An 18,173-nucleotide genomic window follows, 5' to 3' on the forward strand; every position below is an offset into this window, starting at 1 on the left:
CGCGCGCGTCCCCCCCCCCCCCCCCCCCCACCCCCCCCCCGCCCCCCCCCCCCGCCCCCCCCCCCCCCCCCCCCCCCCCCCCCCCCCCCCCCCCCCCCCCCCCCCCGGCGGCGGTGAACGGCAGTACGTGTCTGGCCGGGCAGGACGGTAGCGGACACCAGCGGACCCAGGCCGGGAGACCGGGCGCGTGTTGCCCAGAACGAGGCCCGGTCAGCTGGAGGCTCCGCCCTATACCGATGCGAAACAAACACGATCACTCAGCTTGCCGAGCGGGACAACGCGGGCACCTTCCACACCCGGCGGGCGCGCCGTCCGGCTGAACACCTCGCGCGCTGCCCGCCGCCGGGTGTGAGCGTGGCAGCGCGCGTGGAGGTTCTCAGCGCCTGTGTCATCCGGCGATGCTGTGATCCGGGCACTCTCGCAGAGCCTCACAGTGTGTCAGCCGGCCGCGGTCTCGGATGCGTGTCATTTCCTCGCCTCGGCGGCCAGCCTGCGACGTGTCCTGACCCTCTCCCGTGTGGGCAGGCGCCAGTGGAGGGCGGCTTCCCGAGACTGAGCTGGGGGCAACGGGTTGTCGCGGGAGCTGGTCCGCGGTCGAGCGCGCCGAACGCCGAGTCCAGAAGGCTGAGACCGTTCCACAGGCAGGCTGAAGCTCCTTGCTACCGACGGTCCATGTGCTGCCTGGTGGAAGAGTTCCTCACGCGCGTCAGGAGGGGTTGGCGGCCTCCCAGGCCGCTTCGATCAGCTCGAAGATCTCGTCGACCGCGGCGTCCGGGTCGGCCGCGTCGCGGGCCAGCGCGTAGGCGTCGATCACGAATCGCGCGATCGCCCGGCAGGCCGTCGGGGTCGGTGTCAGCCCGGGGTCCGCGGCCATGGCCGCGGCCAGCGAATCCGCGTGGCGCAGCCGCATCGACTCCTCGTACTCCCGCAGGGCGCGTGACTCGTCGATCATGCGGTAGACGGGCGCGGCGCCTTCCGCCGTGCAGTGCCGCACCATGGCCCGGATCTCCTGGCGCAGTGTCGGCATGAGCGGTTCCGCCGGCGCCCGGTCCGTGACTGCGCGAATGAGGCGCTGCTCGAAGTCCTCGTCCAGCTCGAAGACCAGCGCCTCCTTCGAGGCGAAGTGAGAGAAGAGCGTGGTCACGGCGACGTCGGCCTCGGCGGCCACGTCGCGGATGCCTACGGCGTCGTACCCGCGCTCCAGGAAGAGCCGCAGGGCGGTGTCGGCGATCTTCTGGCGGGTCGCGGCCTTCTTGCGTTCACGGCGTCCGGTCGGCACGGTCATGGCCTGATGCTAACAGGTGCGAATTCATAACAGCCACTAAACACTAACCGTTAGTGTTACGGTCGGCGGCATGAAGAAGGTGAGCTTCGCCGAGTTCGGCGGTCCCGACGTCCTGCACCTCATAGATGCCGAAGAACCCCACGCGGGTCCCGGCCGGATACGCATCGCCGTACGCGCGGCGGGCGTGAACCCCGTCGACTGGAGGCTCCGCGAGGGCCAGGTCCTGGGAGCTCACCCCGTCGAGCTGCCTTCCGGGGTCGGCCTGGACGCGGCGGGGGTGGCGGACGAGATCGGCGAGGGGGTCGAAGGGGTCGAGATCGGCGACCACGTGTTCGGCGAAGGGGAAAGCACCTACGCCGAGTTCGCCGTCCTCGGGGCCTGGGCCCGGATGCCCGACGGCCTGACGTTCGAGGAGGCGGCCGGATATCCCTCGGTGGTGGAGACCGCGCTGCGGGTCATCGGCGAGACGGGTGTGCGTCCAGGGCAGACACTCCTGGTGAGCGGCGCGTCCGGGGGAGTGGGCTCGGCGGTACTGCAGATCGCCCGCGAGCGCGGCATCAAGGTGATCGGCACGGCCGGCGCCGCGAACCAGGACTATCTGAGGAGCCTAGGTGCCCTCGCCACGACGTACGGCGAGGGCTGGGCCGAGCGGGTGCGCCGGCTCGGCACCGTCGACGCGGCGATCGACGTGGCCGGTTCGGGCGTGATCCGCGAACTCATCGAGCTGACCGGTGACCCGCGGAAGGTGATCTCCACCGCCGACCTCGGCGCGCCGGAGCTGGACGTCCGGTTCTCCGGAGTGGCGGGGAGCGTGCCGGACGCGCTCGCAGAGGCGGTCGACCTCATCTCGCGAGGGAAGCTCCATACCCCGGTCGAGAAGTCCTACGCGCTCGCCGACGCCGCGGCGGCGCACATCGACAGCCAGGCCGGTCACACGCGCGGGCGCCGAGTCGTGGTCATTTGAGCGAATATCCCACGCGGTGACACACCGTGCGGACCGGATACCGACCGACCCTGCCGCTAGAAAAAGCATCGGGTGGCGATTCCCCGCCAGCCTTGAGCTTGCCGATCAGACGCTCGACGGTATTGCGTTCTTGGTAGAGGTCGGCATCGAAGCCGATGGGACGGCTGGCGTACGGATGACGGAGAATCGTGCCGGGACATCAGCGCGGCCATGGTGCTCGCGCCCGCCCTCATACATACCTACGGCGGCCGCATCGGCGCAGACGGGCCCCACACACCGGACAGCCAAGCCCAGCGGTCACAACTCCGGGCCGCCCCTACCCTGCGACGGACAAATGCCGGGCACCTGGCCGATGCGCGAAGGCCAGTGAGCTCCACTGGCCAGATAGGACCCGGTGCACCGCCCACCCCGAAGCGACGCGGCCTGGGCGACGAGGCCTATAACCGGTCAGGGGCGGTCGCCCGGTCCCGCGATGAGTGCGGTGGCGACGCGGCGGAAGCCCCCGCGGGCATAGATCCGGGCCACGGCATCGTCGCCCGCCGAGAGGAAGACGCTCTCCACGCCCCGCCACTGCCGCGCGTCAGCTACCAAGGCCGCCGTGACCATGAGTGCGAGGCCGCGCCGCCGCACGCTCGGCAAGGTGCCCACGCCGGCGATCTCGCTGACGGTACCCATGGGCTGATGCTGGCCGGAGCACAGGACTGTGCCATCGAGCAGGGCGGCGGCCATCACCGACGTACCGTCCTCCAGACGGGCCGCGAGACGTGCCACCGAGCCGTCCTCGGTCAGAGCGTGCGCCATTCCCGCCAGCAGATCCGGGCCTGCCATGCCGATGTGGGTGCCCGGTTCGGTGAAGGCGAGGTGCGCCGCGGCGAGCGCGTGGGCGAGGGACCGGTCCTCCGGGCCGATGATGCGGACGATCACACCGTCGGCCTCCTCCAGGCGCGCAGCGAGAGCCGGGGCATCCGTACCGAACACCATCAACGAGTACCCCCACACCACGAGTCCCATGACTTCCGCAGCGGCACCCAGAGACAGCGCCGCCTCAGCGACCCACTCGAAGCTGCGGCACAGCTGCTACCTCGACGTGGAAGCCCGCAGTCTGCTCGCCTGCCTCAGGAGCCTGATCACACTACGGGGCACGGGCTGAGCGGCCCGGGGCGCTCAGCTGCTGCTCGGCATGCTCCGCCTTCGCCGGTGCCCGAGCCGGGATGCGTGGACATGGACGAGGACCAGGAGCTGGTCCTCGAGGGCCTGAGCCAGGAGCAGGCCCTGGACCGGCGCATGACCGTGAACGTCGTGGACCGGACGGCACCGGCCCGCACCGGCGGGGGCTTCTCCTGTGGCCGGTCCGACCGCTCGCCCCGGTCACGGCCCGCCCCCGCGGGTCGAGAGGAGCTCCAGGCCCAGGGGTGTGCAGGAGTGCCAGACCGTCCTGCCGTCGCGCTGGGCGGTGATCAGGCGGGCGGCGCGGAGGGCCTTGGTGTGCTCGGAGACCGAGGACTTCGCCAGACCCAGCTCACGGACGAGGTCGGTGCCGGTACGGGGGCGGACGAGCTGTTCCAGGACGGCGGCGCGGGTACGGCCCAGCAGGGCGGCCAGGGAATGGCCGGTCGCGGGGTCGTCCAGCAGGGGCAGCGGGGTGACGGCGGGATAGACCAGGAACGTCCCGTGGACGTAGCGGCCGACCAGGGGCCGGCCCGTCCAGAAGACCGACGGCAGCAGGGTGAGCCCCTGCCCGTCGAGGGTGACCTCGACGTTGTCGGCACTGTCGAACTCGAGCGTGGAGCCGTTCCAGCGCGCCCCCGCCGTCAGGCCCTCCAGCGTCGCGCGCAGCCCCTGGCCGGCGAGGGTCTGGAGGCGCCAGGCGCGCTCGGCGTCGAAACCCGCGCGGATGCGCTCCCACGGCCGGGCCAGTACGCCCTCGACCGCCGCGCGCACGGCGTCCTCGAGAGTCCGCCGGGCCTGGCGGTCCCCCTCGGCCAGCAGGCGCGCCCACGGCGTCGGACGGCGGCCCGGCGCATGGATACGGACCAGCTCCCCGCGGATGTACGGGAGGGGCGCGGACAGGACCCGGTCGAGCCCCTCCTCGGTGCCCCGGCTCGGCGGGTCCAGGAACAGCGGCCCCTTGCCAGTGGCCGGCACCAGATCCAGCAGCGGCCGGGCGGGGCCGGGCAGGGTCCGGGCCGTCCGCTGCCGCCACGGGCCGAACAGCGGGTCGGAGCGCCGGAGCGCCGCCAGGGCGAGCGTCAGCTCCACCATCGGCGCCGGCTCGTCGGCGAAGGTCACGTGGAACAGATCCTCGGTGGTGAAGCGCACCCGCAGCACTGGGCCTCCCTGGCATGGCGGCGGGTGCGCACGTCCGGTTCGGCGAGGGACGAACCGCGTGCGCGGCCCGGCGCTCCTGTCCGATGGTGGGAACCGCGGAAGTCGAGTGTCGTCGCCGCACCGGCGGCACGTGAGTGGCGAACCGGTCGTTGTGGGCCGGAACGGCGCGACGCGTGCAAGGCGTCGGGAGCCCGTAGAGATCTGCCGGAGACAGGCCCCCAGGCCGCGAGCAGAAGGAGTGACATGTCTCGTAAATCACCCCGGCACAAGGCGGTCCTGGTAGCTGCCACCTCCGTTGTGGCGTTGGCTTCGTCAGCCACACCAGCCCTGGCGGGCAGTGACCGCGCTGCCCCGTCCAACACAGCGCAGGCGCAGTCCGCCGGCCTCACCCAGGCCCAGGCGCTCGTTCTGCAGAGGAAAGTCGACAGCTACCTCAAGCGAACAGCGCGAGGGCACCAGACCGGACCGAACACCATCGCCTTCCCCGGCGGGCAGATCACGGTTGCGGTGCCGGGTGAGCGCCACGCCAGAGACCTGCGCACGACACACGCACCGCTGGAAGCAATGAACTGCAACTACGGAAACTTCTGCGCAACCGTGGACGGGGATTCCACTCAGCGGGACTACTACTACTGCGGAACGTACGGTATCGGCTACAGCGGTTCAGGGGCATGGATCAACAACCAGACCCAGAGCAGGCGGGTCCGCATGAACCTCACCAATGGCCGGACCTACACCACGCCCAACGCCTTCTCCCAGGATCCCACTGCCGACTGGACGCCTGTGTACCAGCTCACGACGTGCATCCCGAGGTCCTGATTGCGCACGTGAAACCGCTCCGCTGGAAGGGCAGAGGAGCGCTCTCACAGGCCCGGTCGTATCCACCCATGCCCGGACCAGACGCTGAGTCCTCCCGGTGCGGTGATGCCGAGTCCGAGGCCCCGGCGCATACCCGTGATCAATCTCGGCGCTACTTCCTGAGCGTCGGCTACCCACACCCGACTGTGGCCCCCGCAGGTAGCACCGGGCCAGTTGCTCCATCTACACAACAGAGGGAGAGAAATGAGGGAAACGGTTTGCCGCTGGGTCCTTGCGTTCGATGCCTCCTGCGCCCTGTGCAAGGAGGTGTCGCGGCGAGTCGAGCGGGCATCGGCGGGGCGTCTGGAAGTCCTGCCACTTGGGCATCGTGACGTGCAGCGATGGCGGGCCCAGGCCTTGGACCGAGACACTCCATGGGCGCCCACCCTGCTCAGGGTCGAGGGCACGAGAGTCCGGGCTTGGACCGGTGTCCGTATGGGTTCCCGGCTGGCAATGCGGCTGGGGCCTCGTCGGACCGTGTTGGTGCTGCATGCTCTTGCCGATCCGGATCGGGAAGGGGCACCGCGCGGCAATCAGGCCGAGGGCCCCCGTATCGGACGACGAGGGGTGCTCCGGCTGAGTGCAGGAGCCGGGATCGCAGCTGCTCTGTTGTTGAGCGGCAAGGCGCCGGCGTTCGCGGCTCACGAGTCCAGGACCCTGGCCGCCGGACGGAGCTGGGCTCAGGCAAATCAGTCGCCGCGTGTCGGACAGTACGACGAGCTGGCCGGATTCCCCGTGGCCTATAGGCCGGCGATTTTCGCTGGCCTGCCACCGAGCGTCCGGAGCAGCCTGTGGGTCGAGCAGGTGGAACGCTACCGGCGCGTACACCCGGGCATGACGGCCGAGCAGGCCCGTGTGCTGGACGAGTTCGAAGCGATCGTCGCCGATGAGACGACCTACACCCACGAGGACTCGGCAATCCAGACTCGGATGAAGGCGATCGAGGCGAGGGGTGTTATCGCGTTCGGGCGTAGCGAGACATGCAGCCTCATGTCGACGCTCGGCCCTCTCGATACCGCTGAAACTCGCTCTGTCTCCGGCCATAGCGCCACATCGGCGCCGGCCGTGACGTGCAATTGCAATATCGGAAGCAGTTGCCAGCCGGGATGCGACCCCATATGCGGGCGCTGCACTTCGACTTGGCCCGGATGCGGCTGTGGCTATATCTGGACCTGTAATGGCAGGGTATGCGCCTGACGGATGCAGCACATGGGGCTCGTGCGGCACCGGCTTGTTGACAGGGACGATCGGCCGTTGCGGGAGCTCGGCGTGTAAGGAAGCCTGAGGCGACAGCGTGCGGTGACGGGCCAGAGAAATCCCGCCGCGGCTCGGTCGAGGAATGCTCAGAACCTGTGGATCGGCCCGGTAGGGCATACCTTCCCGGATGACGGGTTGCTGGTCGAACGCGATCGGGCGAAGACGGCGTGACCGGTCAGGCCACGCCGCGTCGCCCGACCGGTCTGCTACGCCGGTGTCCGGGCGCTCAGGGCCTGGATGAACCGGTCGTACGCCGGTGCCAGGCTTTCCGGCGCCGGCCAGTCGTTGATCATGCGAGTAGTTGCAGGTACTGCTCCCTGCGCGGGTCGTTCGCGGTCCTTCCGCACCTGCATGCGGCGCACGGGTGTGGCGGTTCGGTCCTTGCGGACGAGCTCGCGCCGACAGCCCGCGAGAGGTTCCTCGACCTCCTGCAGCACATGGTGACAGGCGAGGGCACGGACTGGGGGACCCGCTCGACGAGGACTTGATCTTCCAAAGATATGCCGAGACGTTGCCGTACAAGGTCTTTGGCTGCTCTATGAGGAGGTCATGTCGAATCGGTCCCCCGGGGGCAGCATCGCCTTCGCGATCCTCACGGGCCACGTACTCGTTCTTCCACAAAAGCGCCGCCGCCATCGGATACGTGTCCATACCTACACATGCCTCCCGGGCTTGGCCACCGCCGCCACCGTCGACGGCCGACCCGTTCCTGCCCATCCTCTCCCTCCCCCCCGGTCTCGGTGATCACCCGACAAGGGTGGTGCGGAGAATGTCGGGTGGCCGGGACCGGTGCCGCCGCAGGATGGGGGCATGGATGACACGACCTTGGTATCCCGATTCCTCCGCGACGGCTTCGTAAAGCTGGAGGGCGCCGTCGCCCCGCGCGTGGCCGCGGACTGCGCGCGGCTGCTGTGGCGAGAGACGGGCTGCGACCCGGACGATCCAGCAACGTGGACGCAGCCGGTGCACTGGGTGGCCGGCATGGCGCAGGGGCCGTTCGCCGCCGCCCCCAACTCCCCTTCCCTGCACCGGGCCTACGACCTGCTCGTCGGAGCGGGACGCTGGGAGCCGCGCTACTCACTGGGCACGTTCCCGCTGCGATTCCCGCACGAGGAGGAGCCGGACGATGCGGGCTGGCACATCGAGGGGAGCTATCTACCGGAGGGCGAGAGCTGGTACTTCACCAATCTGCGCTCCCGGGGCCGGGCGTTGCTGATGCTGTTCCTGTTCAGCGAGGTCGGCGAGGAGGACGCCCCGACCCGGATCCGGGTCGGCTCACACCTCGACGTGCCGAAGCTGCTGGAGAAGTACGGGGAAGACGGGGCAAGCGGGCTGGCCCTTGCACCCGACCTGGTAGCGGCGTCTGACCACCGGCCACTCGCTCTCGCCACCGGGTCCCCGGGCGACGTCTTCCTGTGCCATCCGTTCCTGGTGCACGCGGCACAACCGCACCACGGGGTGCGACCGCGCTTCATGGCCCAGCCGCCGCTGATGTCGGCCACGCCGTACGAGCTGGAGCGGGCCGACGGCGCGTACTCGCCCGTGGAGATCGCGATCCGCCAGGGCATGCGGAAACGAATCCGCTGGTGACAGCCTCCCGAGGGTGACCATAAGAAGCTGGTGGCGTCGCCCTCGCAGCTGTCTCGCTGTCCGCCATGTTGCTTCCCGCCGCCCCTTACAGCTTCCGCATCGCCCCGCTCCCGCCATCCGTAAGGACCCGCCCGAATGGCGGACGGCCGGAGAAACACACCCGCCGGAAAGATCGTGAACGCGATCCGCTACGTCGGGGACACCGGCTGCAAGTGGAGGGCCCACGTCGTTGTCCTCAAGGCAGCCGATACCGCCTCGACCTTGCCTGCGCGAAGCGTTCGCGGCCGGTTCACCCGGTCGCATGGATGCGCGCAGATGTTCGTGCGAGGGGTGGGGGAAGGTGTCGCAGGAGAAGCGGCGCGCGATCGGGGTCCGGCTCGGGCAGCTGCGGGCCGACGGTGGACGGCGACATCGTCGGCCAGCCGCACGAGAACATCGCGTACAGCCTGCACATGCTCTCCGAGCCACTCACCATCTATTCAGGCGACCGGCCGGGATGGGGATCGCCCGGTGTGCGGGTCCGACCGGTCTCCGTTTTGTCGTCCGGCAGGCCGAAGAGGGCGGTGAGCACTCCCAGGAGCTGCCGCACGGCGGCGTCGGGACCGTCCGAGCGATGGACTGCCGCGATCGCGGTCTCCAGGTAGGGGGAATCGTCGCGCAGCGGCCGGTAGACCACCCCGGGAATTCCCAGGGAGCACACCTGCTCGGGTGCGAGGGTCAGGCAGAGCCCCGCGGCGACATGGCTGAGTAGCCCCGGCAGGTCGTCCGCCTGCCCCGACTGCCGGGGTGTGAAGCCCGCCCTGGCGCAGGCCAGAGCGGCCTGCTCGGCGAGTCCGGGCAGAGCGTCCGGTTTGGGGAGCGCGAACTCCTGCTCGGCGAGTTCCCGCAGGTCGAGGGACGGCCTGGCGGCGAGCGCGTGGTCCTCCGGGAGCGCCACGATCAGCCGTTCCACGCCGATGCGCCGGACGGTCAGGCCTTCCTTGCCGGTGATCGGGAGGCGCACCAGCGCCAGGTCCAGCGTCCCGGTGCGCAGCATGTCGGTCAGCTCCCCGGAGGGATGCTGGCTCAGGTGCAGCCGCAGACCGGGGAGTTCCGTGCGGCTGCGGCGCAGCAGCCGCGGCAGGAAGTCGTAGCCGAGGCTGCTGACGAACCCGAGCCGGAGCCTGCCCTCGTGACCGCTCGCGATCCGCCGGGCCCGGTCGACGGCGGCGGCCTGCGCGTCGAGCAGCCGCCGGGCGTCCTCGGCGAACGCACGGCCGGCCGGAGTGAGCCTGGCGCCACGCCGGCTCCGGTCCAGGAGGACGACTTGGAGGCCACGTTCCAGCCGTTGGATCGCCTGGCTGAGCGGCGGCTGACTCATGGCGAGCCGTTCGGCGGCGCGGCCGAAGTGCTGTTCTTCGGCCAGCACGACGAACTGTTCGAGGATGCGCTGGGTCAATTCCATATGGCTCAGCGTATGAGAGACGGCGGGAAGAAGTATTGGACGCTATGAGACGACAGGAATTTGACTGGACGTCAACGGACCGGCATCCGAAGCCGGCCCCGGTGGAGATCGGAGACGCGCCATGTCGACAGGACGGGACGAGGTCGGTGGAGGGTCCGGTGAAGGGGACGGTGGCCCGGGGCCGCTGAACGGTGTGCGGGTGGTCGAACTGGCCAGTGTGATCATGGCCCCTTACGCGGCGCAGCAGCTCGGGGATCTCGGGGCGGACGTGATCAAGGTCGAGCCGCCGGCCGGTGACATGACCCGCCACTACCCGCCCACCCGCAGCCCGGGGATGGGCGCGATGACGCTCAACCTCAACCGCAACAAGCGCGGTGTCACGATCGATCTCAAGGCCCCTGGCGGCCGCGACGCACTGCTCGCCCTGATCGCGACCGCGGACGTGTTCATCACCAACGTCCGCCCGCAGGCCCTTCGGCGGCTCGCCCTGGGCTACGAGGACGTGGCGGCCCTCAACCCCGGCCTGGTCTACCTGAACGCCCAGGGGTTCCGCAGCGATTCCGGGCTCGGTGGCAACGCGGCCTACGACGACGTCGTGCAGGCGGCTTCCGGTCTGGTGTGGCTGAACGAACAGGTCAGCGGCGTCCCGTACTTCGTCCCCACCGTGATCGCCGACAAGATCTGCGGTCTGGTGATCGCGCAGTCGGCGCTCGCCGCGCTCCACCATCGCGACCGCACCGGTCAGGGGCAGCACGTCGAGGTCCCGATGGCCGACACCATGCTGGCCTTCAACCTGGTCGAGCACCTGGCGGCGGCCACCCTCGACCCGCCCGAGGGCCCGATGGGCTACTCGCGGGCGCTCAGTTCCCAGCGCAAGGCATCCCGCACGGCGGACGGCTGGATGTGCGTCCTGCCCTACAGCGACCGCAACTGGCGCGACTTCTTCACCTTCGTCGGCCGCCCGGAACTGGCCGACGACCCGCGCTTCGGCTCGCTCGCCGACCGGGCCCGCAACGCCGACGACCTCTACGCCCTGGCCGCCGAGTTCTCCCCCCGGCACACCAACGCCGAGTGGCAGGAGTTCTGCGACGCGGCCGGCATTCCCGCGGCCCCGGTGCTGAGCCTGGACGAGGCCGCGCACAGCGCCTACGCCGCCGAGGGCGGCCTGCTGCGAACCGCCGAGCACCCCACCGAGGGCCGCTATCACCTCATCGGACAGCCCGTACGGTTCTGGGCCACCCCGGCCGGCCTGCGCCGGCACTGCCCGGGGATCGGCGAGCACACCGAAGAGGTCCTCGCCGAGATCGGCTACCGCCCGGCCGCGTGAGCCCCGATCCCCGCGCGCCCTGGAATCGTCGCACCTTCCGGAAAGCGAGAACCCCATGAGCGAACAGCAGCCGCTGCGCGTCGAGCACCGGCCGAACGGCGTTGCCGTGCTCACCTTCGACAACCCCGGCAAACGCAATCCCATGACTGGCCGGCTGACCGAACAGTGGCGTCGGACCATGCGGACGCTGCGCGAGGACCCCGGCCTCCGCGCGGTCGTGGTCACCGGCACCGGACCCGCGTTCAGCTCGGGAGCCGACCTCGGAGAGCTCTCCGACGGGCGCGACCGGGACCTGTCCGGCGCCCGGAGCCGGATGTCGGACTTCTACCGGACCTGGCTGGCCATCCGCGATCTGCCCGTCCCTTCCGTGGCGGCCGTGAGCGGCCACGCGGTGGGCGCCGGACTGGCCCTGGCCCTGGCCTGCGACCTGCGCTACGCAGCCGAGGACGCGAAGCTCGGCGCACCGTTCGTCCGGCTGGGCCTGCACCCCGGCATGGCCGCCACCGCCCTGCTCGCCGAGGCGGTCGGTCTGCCGCGCGCCCGGGAACTGCTCCTGACCGGCAGGCTGGTCAGTGGTGCGCAAGCCGCCGCCATGGGCATGGTGCACGAGGCCCTGCCCGTCGGCCAGGTGCTCCGGACCGCGCTCGAGGCGGCCGACGAGATGGCCACCGCCGCACCGCTGGCGGTCCGGCTGACCAGGAGCGGCCTGGCCCACGGCCCGCTCACCGTCGAACAGGCGCTGACGTGGGAGTCGCTCGCCCAACCGGTGACGGCCACCACGGACGACTTCCGTGAGGGCGTCCGGGCCCGCCGCGAGCACCGCGCCCCGCGCTTCGCGGGTGCCTGAACCACGACCACCGAAAGGAGCACTCGGATGACCTTCCCCACCCTCGACACCATGGCGGTGCGCCTTCCCCCCGGGGCCCAGCGGTTACGAGAGGAGGTGCGTGACTTCCTGGCGGCCGAGCGCACCGCCGGCACCGTCATGGGCCGGCCCGACTCCTGGCTGACCGGCTGGGACCCCGGGTTCACCCGCCGCCTCGCCGAGCGCGGCTGGGTCGGCATGGCCCTGCCTCGCGAGTACGGCGGCGGTGGGCGCGGCAACCTCGAGCGCTATGTCGTCATCGAGGAGCTGCTGGCGGCCGGCGCCCCGGTCTCGGCCCACTGGGTCGCCGACCGGCAGGCCGGGCCCTCCATCCTGCGTCACGGAACCGAGGAGCAGCGACGCCGCTTCCTACCCGGGATCGCCGCCGGTGAATGCTTCTTCTCGATCGGGATGAGCGAGGAGAACAGCGGTTCGGACCTGGCCTCGGTGCGTACCCGGGCGGAACGGACGGACGACGGCTGGCGGCTGACCGGCACCAAGATGTGGACGGGCGGGGCGCACGTCAACGACCACGCGATCGTGCTCGCCCGCACCGACGACCTGCAGGACCGCCACGCCGGGTTGAGCCAGTTCATCGTCGACCTGCGCGACCCGCGCGTGCGAGTCGAGCCGATCCGCCTGCTCAGCGGCGAACACACCTTCAACTACCTCCATTTCACGGGCGTCGAGCTCGACTCCGACGCCCTGCTCGGCCGTCCCGGTGACGGCTGGCGGCAGGTAACCGGCGAACTGGCCCTGGAGCGCAGCGGGCCGGAGCGTTTCCTGTCCACGCTGCCGCTCCTGATCGCACTCGTGGGACAGTTGCACCGGACCGCGTGCACCCCGCAGCAGCACGCCCGCGTGGGCCGTCTCACCGCACGCCTGGCATCGATCAGGCAGCTGTCGCTGGGCGTGGCCGCCACCCTGGAGGCCGGCCGCCCGGCCGACGTACAGGCCGCGCTGGTCAAGGACCTCGGGACCCGTTTCGAGGGCGAACTCGTCAACGAGGTCCGTGAGATCCTGCCGGTCCCCGCCCGCTTCGACGCCACTCGCGGCACTTTCCCCGAACTGCTCGCCGCGGCGATCCTCCACTCACCGGGGTACACGCTGCGCGGCGGCACCAACGAAATCCTGCGCGGAATCATCACCCGAGGTCTGGAGCTGCCCTCATGAGCACCGAATCCCTCCTGCGGCGTGCCGTCGCCGTCCTGGCCGGACCGCACGGGACGGACGCGTACGAGCGGCCCGCCGAGGCCGCCCGGGCGGTGTGGGACGCGCTGCGCGAGGCCGACGCCCTGCCGCGGCCCGACGCGGACCCGGCCGGCCTGGTGGCCCTGGTGCGCGAAGCCGGCTACCGCACCACCCCCGCTCCACTCGCCGAAACACTGCTCGTCGCACACCCGCTGCTGACCGGGGCGGGCCTGGCCGTGCCGGACGGACCGCTGACGGTCGCGTCCGGACCGCTCGACATGCGGTTCGCCCACGTGGACACCACCAGCAGGGTCGGCCCCCCGGGCACGCACGGCACCGACGATGCCCTGCGCGTCAGCGGCACGCTGAGCCGGGTGCCCTGGGGCCGTGCCGCCGACGCCGTGGTCGTACTGACCGAGGGGCCGTCCGGCGCACCCGTGCTCCTGCTCCTCGAGGCCGCGGATTGCACAAGGAGCGAGGGTGTGAACCTCGCGGGGGAGCCCAGAGACGAACTCGTACTGATCGACGCGCACATTCCCGCCGACAGAGTCCGGCGCGTACCGCCCGCACTGGTCGGTGAGGCGGAGTGGCGCTCCGGCCTGGCACGGGCCGCCCTCATCGCCGGCGCGGCACGCCGCTGTGTCGACCTGACGGCCTCCCATACGGCTTCCCGTGTGCAGTTCGGGCGCCCGCTGAACCACTTCCAGGCGGTCAAGCAGGAGGAGGCCAAACTGATCGAGGAAACAGCCCTGATCACGGCGGCCGTCAACGCGGCGGCCACCGCCCTGACGGAGCCGCGCACCGCGGAGTTCGCCGCCTGGACCGCCGCCGCGCAGGCCTCGGCCTCGGTCGCCGAGATCACCCGTATCGCCCACCAGCTGCACGGAGCGGTCGGATTCACCGAACTCAGCCCGCTTCACCTGGCCACGACGCGCATGTGGTCCTGGCGCGACGAGGACGGCGACGAACACACCTGGTACCGGAGGATCGGACGCTGGGTGGTGGAAGGCGGCGGAGACCGCCTGTGGCCGCAGGTGGTCGGTGGCTGACCCGGCACGACGGGGGAACGTACGGCGGGAGGTGCCGGCTGTGCTGCCACCCGGCCGGCACCCGGTACGCCCCGTCCGTACGTGCAACGAAGCTGGTCGAGCAGGCCGCGCACCCGACACACGGCCCGTGCACGGCCCATGCACGGCCCGTGGAGGACGGTGGACGCGGAGCAAAGACGCTCGGCCGTCTACTCTTCGCCGCAGTGCCGGGTAATCCAATGAGCCCACCACACCGGTGGTGGGCGGCATGCGGGCCGGACGAGCGGTGCCGGCCCCTGGCCGGGCAGGTCCACAAGTCATCGGTGAGGAAGACGACATCGTCGGCCCCGCCCCCCCCCAAGGAAGCTCCCCGGGCGGCAACCATTCGACGCCCCCGGCCGGAGCGTCGTGTCGTCGGCCGGGGGCGTACCATCACGTTTTCGCTTCGTTTCGGTCGTGGGTCTCTAGCCGACCGGCAGGCCCAGGAACTTCGCTGGAGCCAGCGCAAGGAAGTTCGACATCGCGGTGGCGAGACGTGCCGCCTCGGGGCCACCGGGCTCGCCCGCCAGGCTACGGAACGTCAGTTCCAGTGCCCGGTCACCATCGCGTACCAGAAGAGTGGTAATCCGGCCCTGCCGGCCGACCGGGCCGGCGAGCATCGTGCGCATCAAGGCCTCGTCACCGAACTTCTGCTCCACCTTGAGCGGCTCACCCGGATCACCGGCCGGGTCCACCACCTCGATGGTGATCTCCTGATCGCCGATACTCATCGTCCACGCGGCGCACTGGGCGTAGATCTGTCGCATGTCGGCCATCCACGTCGCGGCAGCCCCTGCCGCCCGCTGCGAGACTCCCTCGTCGACAACGATCGAGGAGTCGGCGTTCATGAAAGAAGTCCTGACCTCCCTCGCGGCCTTGTCGGTGAACGCCTTGTTCAGCAGGGCCGTGAGTTCAGGGGTCGGACCGGTCATCGGCGGCGGGTCCTCGTCGGACGAGGGCGACTCCAACTCGGTGAAATCATCGAGGCCCGCGTCGATCAGATCCGCTGCCGTAACCAGCAGCCCCTTAAGCTCCACAGGCCGCGCGGCCGACGACGGCTGCGAATCGCCAGGTGTGCTCACAAATTTGCCTTTCGTCGAGCGGTAGCTGTACGTGGAGGCGGGCACCACCATAACCCGCCACGACCCCAAGATGATCATGTAGCTGCACCATGGTGCATGAAGTGGCGAGCGAGGCCCTGGCGGGCGTCATGGACCGGGACCGGGGGGCGGCCGGTTGGCCGGGGTGACCCTGCCGCGCACGCATCCCAACACCACGCAGCCGCCTCCTCGCTGCACTCCCGGTCGGCGGGGAACCCTCCGGTGGTGGCGATGCGCACCACGAGGTCGGTAGTGACATGAAGGAGCAGGATCCGCAAGTGGATACCGGCGCCTCCGACACGGCTGAAGAACCCTTTGCCCAGGTACGGTTGAGCAGGGGCGTCGGTGCCGCCACCCAGCCGGACCCTCGCGGTCGACGAGAACAGCAGCACCCTTCGCCCTACGCGGTCACCGAGCCCCGGACCGGGGTCAACCCGGAGCCGTCAGGCCGCGTCCGGCACCTCGGTACGCAACGCCGGCACAGGTCGCGGGCGCCCCTCGGCGTCGATCGCCACGAACGTCAACCGTCCTGTCGCGACCTCGGTGAGCGGCCCGGAAGCATTCCACCGTTCCGCGGTCACGCGCACTTCCACAGCCATGGAGGTGCGGCCGGCACGAACCAGTTCGGCGTTCGCGGTCAGCAGGTCCCCGGCACGGACGGGAGCCAGGAAGTTCATCCGGTCCACCGCGACCGTCACCGCGGGCCCCTCCGCATGCCGCCCGGCCGCCGCCGCGGCAGCATCGTCCATCAGCTTCATCACCACCCCGCCGTGGATGGTGCCGTAGAGGTTGGTGTCGTGCTCACTCATGATGTGCGCCAGGGTCACCCGGGAATCAGAGGGGACCTTCAAAGCGGTGGACGGCACGGAAGCGGTCTGTTCGGCCACGTCAACTCTCCTTCGCGAGTCGCGGCAAGAGGGGTACCACAGACACCGGTGGTGCCCTGCGGACAGCGGCAGGTCTTCGGACTCGCGGGCACACCTGCCGCCCCGGAAGACCGGACGACAAGTCACCTACTGGCCGTCGCTTCCCAGACCCACGGGCCCAGTGCGTATGACGGCGGTCGTTCCCACTCACCGCTGCGGGGCAGTCCCGGAATCCCACCGGGTTCCCTCTTACGACGCAACCCGCCTGGCGGACGGAGCGAACCAGCTGCAACACCAGACTAACCGGCACACACCAACCCCACCACACCCAACAGGGGGCGTCGGCCCGGCGCCTTCGGGCCGGGCAGGAAACCCTGCAGAACAGCCCGGGAGCCAAGCATGACAGACCATGACCAGCCGAAGGGACCCGCCGGTCCGCACGGCACGAGGGGTACGCCTCTCGCCGGGTGTGCCCCGGGTCGACAAGGCCGGCAGCTTCGGATTCGAGTGCAGTCAAATGACTGATGTCACCCGTGTGTCCTCGACGGCACAGTGGAGTTGCTCCGCAAGCGGATAAGCCGGAGCAACACCCCTGGCATGTGAAGCAGATCCGCCGGCCTGGGCCGGCGGAGGAAGCAGAGGAGATCACGATGAACATGCGGAGAACAGCATTGAGATTTGCGGTGGGCGCTGCCGCGCTGACCGGGGCGATCGCCGCCACGACGACGAGCGCGAGCGCCGCCATCCTCACCGACATTCAGACGGGATCCGGCAAGTGCCCCGCCAACTGGGTGTGTCTGTGGAGTGACAACAATTACGTCAGAGGCAATCCGGGGGGCGGGACGGACTACGGGGCCGTGGGGTCGGACAGCGACGTCGCGGACATGGGGAAGTTCAAATTCGAGAGCAAGCTCTGGCGCTGGAAGGGCATGCAGGATTCCGCCTCCTCGGTGGTGAACAACACCGGGAGCAGCATCTGCTTCTACGAGCACAACGGATACGGCGGCGCGCAGTTCAAGATCGGCCCCCGGGAGCAGTGGCCCTCCGTCCCCTCCTGGATCAACGACAAGATCAGCTCCTTCAAGCACTGCTGACACGGGAGAGAGAGACCATGTTCTCGAAGAGCAAGCTGACGAGACTCGCGCTGGGTACCGCCGCCGCGGCCGGGCTGATGCTGGCCACGGCGACCTCCGCGAGCGCCACCAGTGTCTTCAACATCGGCCACGGAGCCGGTTCGTGCCCCGACGGCTACGTATGCCTGTGGTCGGAGGGCAACTTCATTCAGGGCGGGTTCTTCAACGACCACAAGTTCGGCTCCTTCGCGTCGAACCAGAACGTCGGCGACATGGGAAAGCTGGCACGTACCCCCACCGGGGACAAGGGCATGCAGGACGTCGCGTCCTCGGTGGTGAACAACACCGGAAGCAGCATCTGCTTCTACGAGCACAACGGATACGGCGGCGCGCAGTTCAAGATCGGCCCCCGGGAGCAGTGGCCCTCCGTCCCCTCCTGGATCAACGACAAGATCAGTTCCTTCAAGTACTGCTGACCCCACCCTCCCTTTCTTCGGCCGGATGGTAATGAGAATCTCCAAGAAGACAGCAAGGCTCGGACTGTGCTCTGTCGCCGCTACCGGGTTGATCCTGACCGCGGCGGCTTCCGCGAGCGCCAACACGATCCTCGGCATCGGGCACGGTGCCGGAGCGTGCCCCGCCAATTACGTCTGCCTGTGGTCCGAGAACGGCTTCGTCGGCAACACCGGCGGTCACAAGTTCGGGTCGATCGCATCTGACCAGAACATCGGCGACATGGGAAAGCTGGAGCGGTTCGGAGCCCAGTGGACGGGGATGCAGGACGTCGCGTCCTCGGTGGTGAACAACACCGGAAGCAGCATCTGCTTCTACGAGCACAACGGATACGGCGGCGCGCAGTTCAAGATCGGCCCCCGGGAGCAGTGGCCCTCCGTCCCCTCCTGGATCAACGACAAGATCAGCTCGTTCAAGTACTGCTGACGTGACGTGAATCCGACGC

At 69.9% G+C, this 18,173-nt stretch carries 17 protein-coding genes, 1 pseudogene and 1 riboswitch; of the genes and pseudogenes, 11 read left to right on the plus strand and 7 right to left on the minus strand.

The window, feature by feature from the left end; genetic code table 11:
• Positions 1 to 706: 706 nt before the first annotated feature.
• Positions 707 to 1,285 carry a TetR/AcrR family transcriptional regulator gene (locus AC07BS_RS26955; RefSeq protein ID WP_478934744.1) on the minus strand — a complete coding sequence of 193 codons (579 nt, stop codon included), beginning with the start codon at positions 1,283 to 1,285 and terminating at the stop codon, positions 707 to 709.
• A gap of 70 nt (positions 1,286 to 1,355) precedes the next feature.
• On the opposite strand from AC07BS_RS26955, the gene AC07BS_RS26960 reads away from it, so the two are divergent.
• Positions 1,356 to 2,249 carry an NADP-dependent oxidoreductase gene (locus tag AC07BS_RS26960; protein WP_478934745.1) on the plus strand — a complete coding sequence of 298 codons (894 nt, stop codon included), beginning with the start codon at positions 1,356 to 1,358 and terminating at the stop codon, positions 2,247 to 2,249.
• 68 nt (positions 2,250 to 2,317) lie between these two features.
• Here the strand turns inward: AC07BS_RS26960 and AC07BS_RS26965 are convergent.
• The 3 genes and pseudogenes from AC07BS_RS26965 to AC07BS_RS26975 all read right to left on the minus strand — a co-directional run.
• Positions 2,318 to 2,412 (minus strand): annotated as a pseudogene (locus tag AC07BS_RS26965) (IS5/IS1182 family transposase); the annotation flags it as partial.
• A gap of 284 nt (positions 2,413 to 2,696) precedes the next feature.
• Positions 2,697 to 3,260: a GNAT family N-acetyltransferase gene (locus AC07BS_RS26970; protein ID WP_478934746.1), complete on the minus strand. Its 564-nt coding sequence runs from the start codon at positions 3,258 to 3,260 to the stop codon at positions 2,697 to 2,699.
• 357 nt (positions 3,261 to 3,617) lie between these two features.
• Positions 3,618 to 4,577, minus strand: a complete 960-nt coding sequence (locus AC07BS_RS26975; RefSeq protein ID WP_478650608.1) for an ArsR/SmtB family transcription factor — start codon at positions 4,575 to 4,577, stop codon at positions 3,618 to 3,620.
• A gap of 243 nt (positions 4,578 to 4,820) precedes the next feature.
• On the opposite strand from AC07BS_RS26975, the gene AC07BS_RS26980 reads away from it, so the two are divergent.
• From AC07BS_RS26980 to AC07BS_RS26990, 3 genes are all read left to right on the plus strand, one after another.
• A complete protein-coding gene (locus AC07BS_RS26980) occupies positions 4,821 to 5,396 on the plus strand; it encodes a peptidase inhibitor family I36 protein (RefSeq protein WP_478650606.1) in 576 nt (191 codons plus the stop codon).
• A gap of 492 nt (positions 5,397 to 5,888) precedes the next feature.
• Positions 5,889 to 6,632: a bacteriocin fulvocin C-related protein gene (locus tag AC07BS_RS26985; protein WP_478934817.1), complete on the plus strand. Its 744-nt coding sequence runs from the start codon at positions 5,889 to 5,891 to the stop codon at positions 6,630 to 6,632.
• An 870-nt stretch (positions 6,633 to 7,502) separates the two neighbouring features.
• Complete coding sequence (locus tag AC07BS_RS26990; protein WP_478934747.1) at positions 7,503 to 8,282, plus strand: phytanoyl-CoA dioxygenase family protein; 780 nt, start codon at positions 7,503 to 7,505, stop codon at positions 8,280 to 8,282.
• A 475-nt stretch (positions 8,283 to 8,757) separates the two neighbouring features.
• Here the strand turns inward: AC07BS_RS26990 and AC07BS_RS26995 are convergent, their stop codons facing one another.
• Positions 8,758 to 9,726, minus strand: coding sequence for a LysR family transcriptional regulator (locus AC07BS_RS26995; protein WP_478934748.1), 969 nt, complete (start codon positions 9,724 to 9,726; stop codon positions 8,758 to 8,760).
• A gap of 121 nt (positions 9,727 to 9,847) precedes the next feature.
• On the opposite strand from AC07BS_RS26995, the gene AC07BS_RS27000 reads away from it, so the two are divergent.
• The 4 genes from AC07BS_RS27000 to AC07BS_RS27015 are packed head-to-tail and all read left to right on the plus strand — an operon-like array spanning position 9,848 to position 14,158.
• Complete coding sequence (locus AC07BS_RS27000) at positions 9,848 to 11,053, plus strand: CaiB/BaiF CoA transferase family protein (RefSeq protein WP_478934749.1); 1,206 nt, start codon at positions 9,848 to 9,850, stop codon at positions 11,051 to 11,053.
• 55 nt (positions 11,054 to 11,108) lie between these two features.
• A complete protein-coding gene (locus tag AC07BS_RS27005) occupies positions 11,109 to 11,900 on the plus strand; it encodes an enoyl-CoA hydratase/isomerase family protein (RefSeq protein WP_478934750.1) in 792 nt (263 codons plus the stop codon).
• A gap of 27 nt (positions 11,901 to 11,927) precedes the next feature.
• A complete protein-coding gene (locus AC07BS_RS27010; RefSeq protein ID WP_478934751.1) occupies positions 11,928 to 13,091 on the plus strand; it encodes an acyl-CoA dehydrogenase family protein in 1,164 nt (387 codons plus the stop codon).
• Positions 13,088 to 14,158 (plus strand): acyl-CoA dehydrogenase family protein, encoded by a 1,071-nt coding sequence (locus AC07BS_RS27015; protein ID WP_478934752.1) that lies wholly within the window; start codon positions 13,088 to 13,090, stop codon positions 14,156 to 14,158. The genes AC07BS_RS27010 and AC07BS_RS27015 overlap by 4 nt, the downstream gene beginning before the upstream one ends.
• Positions 14,159 to 14,601: 443 nt before the next feature.
• Here AC07BS_RS27015 and AC07BS_RS27020 read toward each other — a convergent pair whose 3' ends face one another.
• Together AC07BS_RS27020 and AC07BS_RS27025 are read right to left on the minus strand one after the other, a co-directional pair.
• Complete coding sequence (locus AC07BS_RS27020; RefSeq protein ID WP_478934753.1) at positions 14,602 to 15,336, minus strand: hypothetical protein; 735 nt, start codon at positions 15,334 to 15,336, stop codon at positions 14,602 to 14,604.
• A 383-nt stretch (positions 15,337 to 15,719) separates the two neighbouring features.
• Complete coding sequence (locus AC07BS_RS27025) at positions 15,720 to 16,163, minus strand: acyl-CoA thioesterase (RefSeq protein WP_478934754.1); 444 nt, start codon at positions 16,161 to 16,163, stop codon at positions 15,720 to 15,722.
• A 50-nt stretch (positions 16,164 to 16,213) separates the two neighbouring features.
• Positions 16,214 to 16,444: riboswitch (cobalamin riboswitch) on the minus strand.
• Positions 16,445 to 16,792: 348 nt separating this feature from the next.
• Between AC07BS_RS27025 and AC07BS_RS27030 the strand changes: the two genes are divergently transcribed.
• From AC07BS_RS27030 to AC07BS_RS27040, 3 genes are all read left to right on the plus strand, one after another.
• Positions 16,793 to 17,236 (plus strand): peptidase inhibitor family I36 protein, encoded by a 444-nt coding sequence (locus AC07BS_RS27030; RefSeq protein WP_478934755.1) that lies wholly within the window; start codon positions 16,793 to 16,795, stop codon positions 17,234 to 17,236.
• A 17-nt stretch (positions 17,237 to 17,253) separates the two neighbouring features.
• Entirely contained in the window at positions 17,254 to 17,691 is a 438-nt protein-coding gene (locus AC07BS_RS27035) for a peptidase inhibitor family I36 protein (protein ID WP_478934756.1), read from the plus strand.
• A gap of 88 nt (positions 17,692 to 17,779) precedes the next feature.
• On the plus strand, positions 17,780 to 18,154 hold the full coding sequence (locus tag AC07BS_RS27040) for a peptidase inhibitor family I36 protein (protein WP_478934757.1): 375 nt from the start codon (positions 17,780 to 17,782) through the stop codon (positions 18,152 to 18,154).
• Positions 18,155 to 18,173: the final 19 nt, after the last annotated feature.

This window comes from Streptomyces sp. NPDC044063, assembly GCF_056434285.1.

Excerpts from the sequence above, each read along its gene's own strand:
- AC07BS_RS26955 (WP_478934744.1), bottom strand. The coding sequence starts at position 1,285 with ATGACCGTGCCGACCGGACGCCGTGAACGCAAGAAGGCCGCGACCCGC.
- AC07BS_RS26960 (WP_478934745.1), top strand. The coding sequence starts at position 1,356 with ATGAAGAAGGTGAGCTTCGCCGAGTTCGGCGGTCCCGACGTCCTGCAC.
- AC07BS_RS26970 (WP_478934746.1), bottom strand. The coding sequence starts at position 3,260 with ATGGGACTCGTGGTGTGGGGGTACTCGTTGATGGTGTTCGGTACGGAT.
- AC07BS_RS26980 (WP_478650606.1), top strand. The coding sequence starts at position 4,821 with ATGTCTCGTAAATCACCCCGGCACAAGGCGGTCCTGGTAGCTGCCACC.
- AC07BS_RS26985 (WP_478934817.1), top strand. The coding sequence starts at position 5,889 with ATGCGGCTGGGGCCTCGTCGGACCGTGTTGGTGCTGCATGCTCTTGCC.
- AC07BS_RS26990 (WP_478934747.1), top strand. The coding sequence starts at position 7,503 with ATGGATGACACGACCTTGGTATCCCGATTCCTCCGCGACGGCTTCGTA.
- AC07BS_RS26995 (WP_478934748.1), bottom strand. The coding sequence starts at position 9,726 with ATGGAATTGACCCAGCGCATCCTCGAACAGTTCGTCGTGCTGGCCGAA.
- AC07BS_RS27000 (WP_478934749.1), top strand. The coding sequence starts at position 9,848 with ATGTCGACAGGACGGGACGAGGTCGGTGGAGGGTCCGGTGAAGGGGAC.
- AC07BS_RS27005 (WP_478934750.1), top strand. The coding sequence starts at position 11,109 with ATGAGCGAACAGCAGCCGCTGCGCGTCGAGCACCGGCCGAACGGCGTT.
- AC07BS_RS27010 (WP_478934751.1), top strand. The coding sequence starts at position 11,928 with ATGACCTTCCCCACCCTCGACACCATGGCGGTGCGCCTTCCCCCCGGG.
- AC07BS_RS27015 (WP_478934752.1), top strand. The coding sequence starts at position 13,088 with ATGAGCACCGAATCCCTCCTGCGGCGTGCCGTCGCCGTCCTGGCCGGA.
- AC07BS_RS27020 (WP_478934753.1), bottom strand. The coding sequence starts at position 15,336 with ATGATCATCTTGGGGTCGTGGCGGGTTATGGTGGTGCCCGCCTCCACG.
- AC07BS_RS27030 (WP_478934755.1), top strand. The coding sequence starts at position 16,793 with ATGAACATGCGGAGAACAGCATTGAGATTTGCGGTGGGCGCTGCCGCG.
- AC07BS_RS27035 (WP_478934756.1), top strand. The coding sequence starts at position 17,254 with ATGTTCTCGAAGAGCAAGCTGACGAGACTCGCGCTGGGTACCGCCGCC.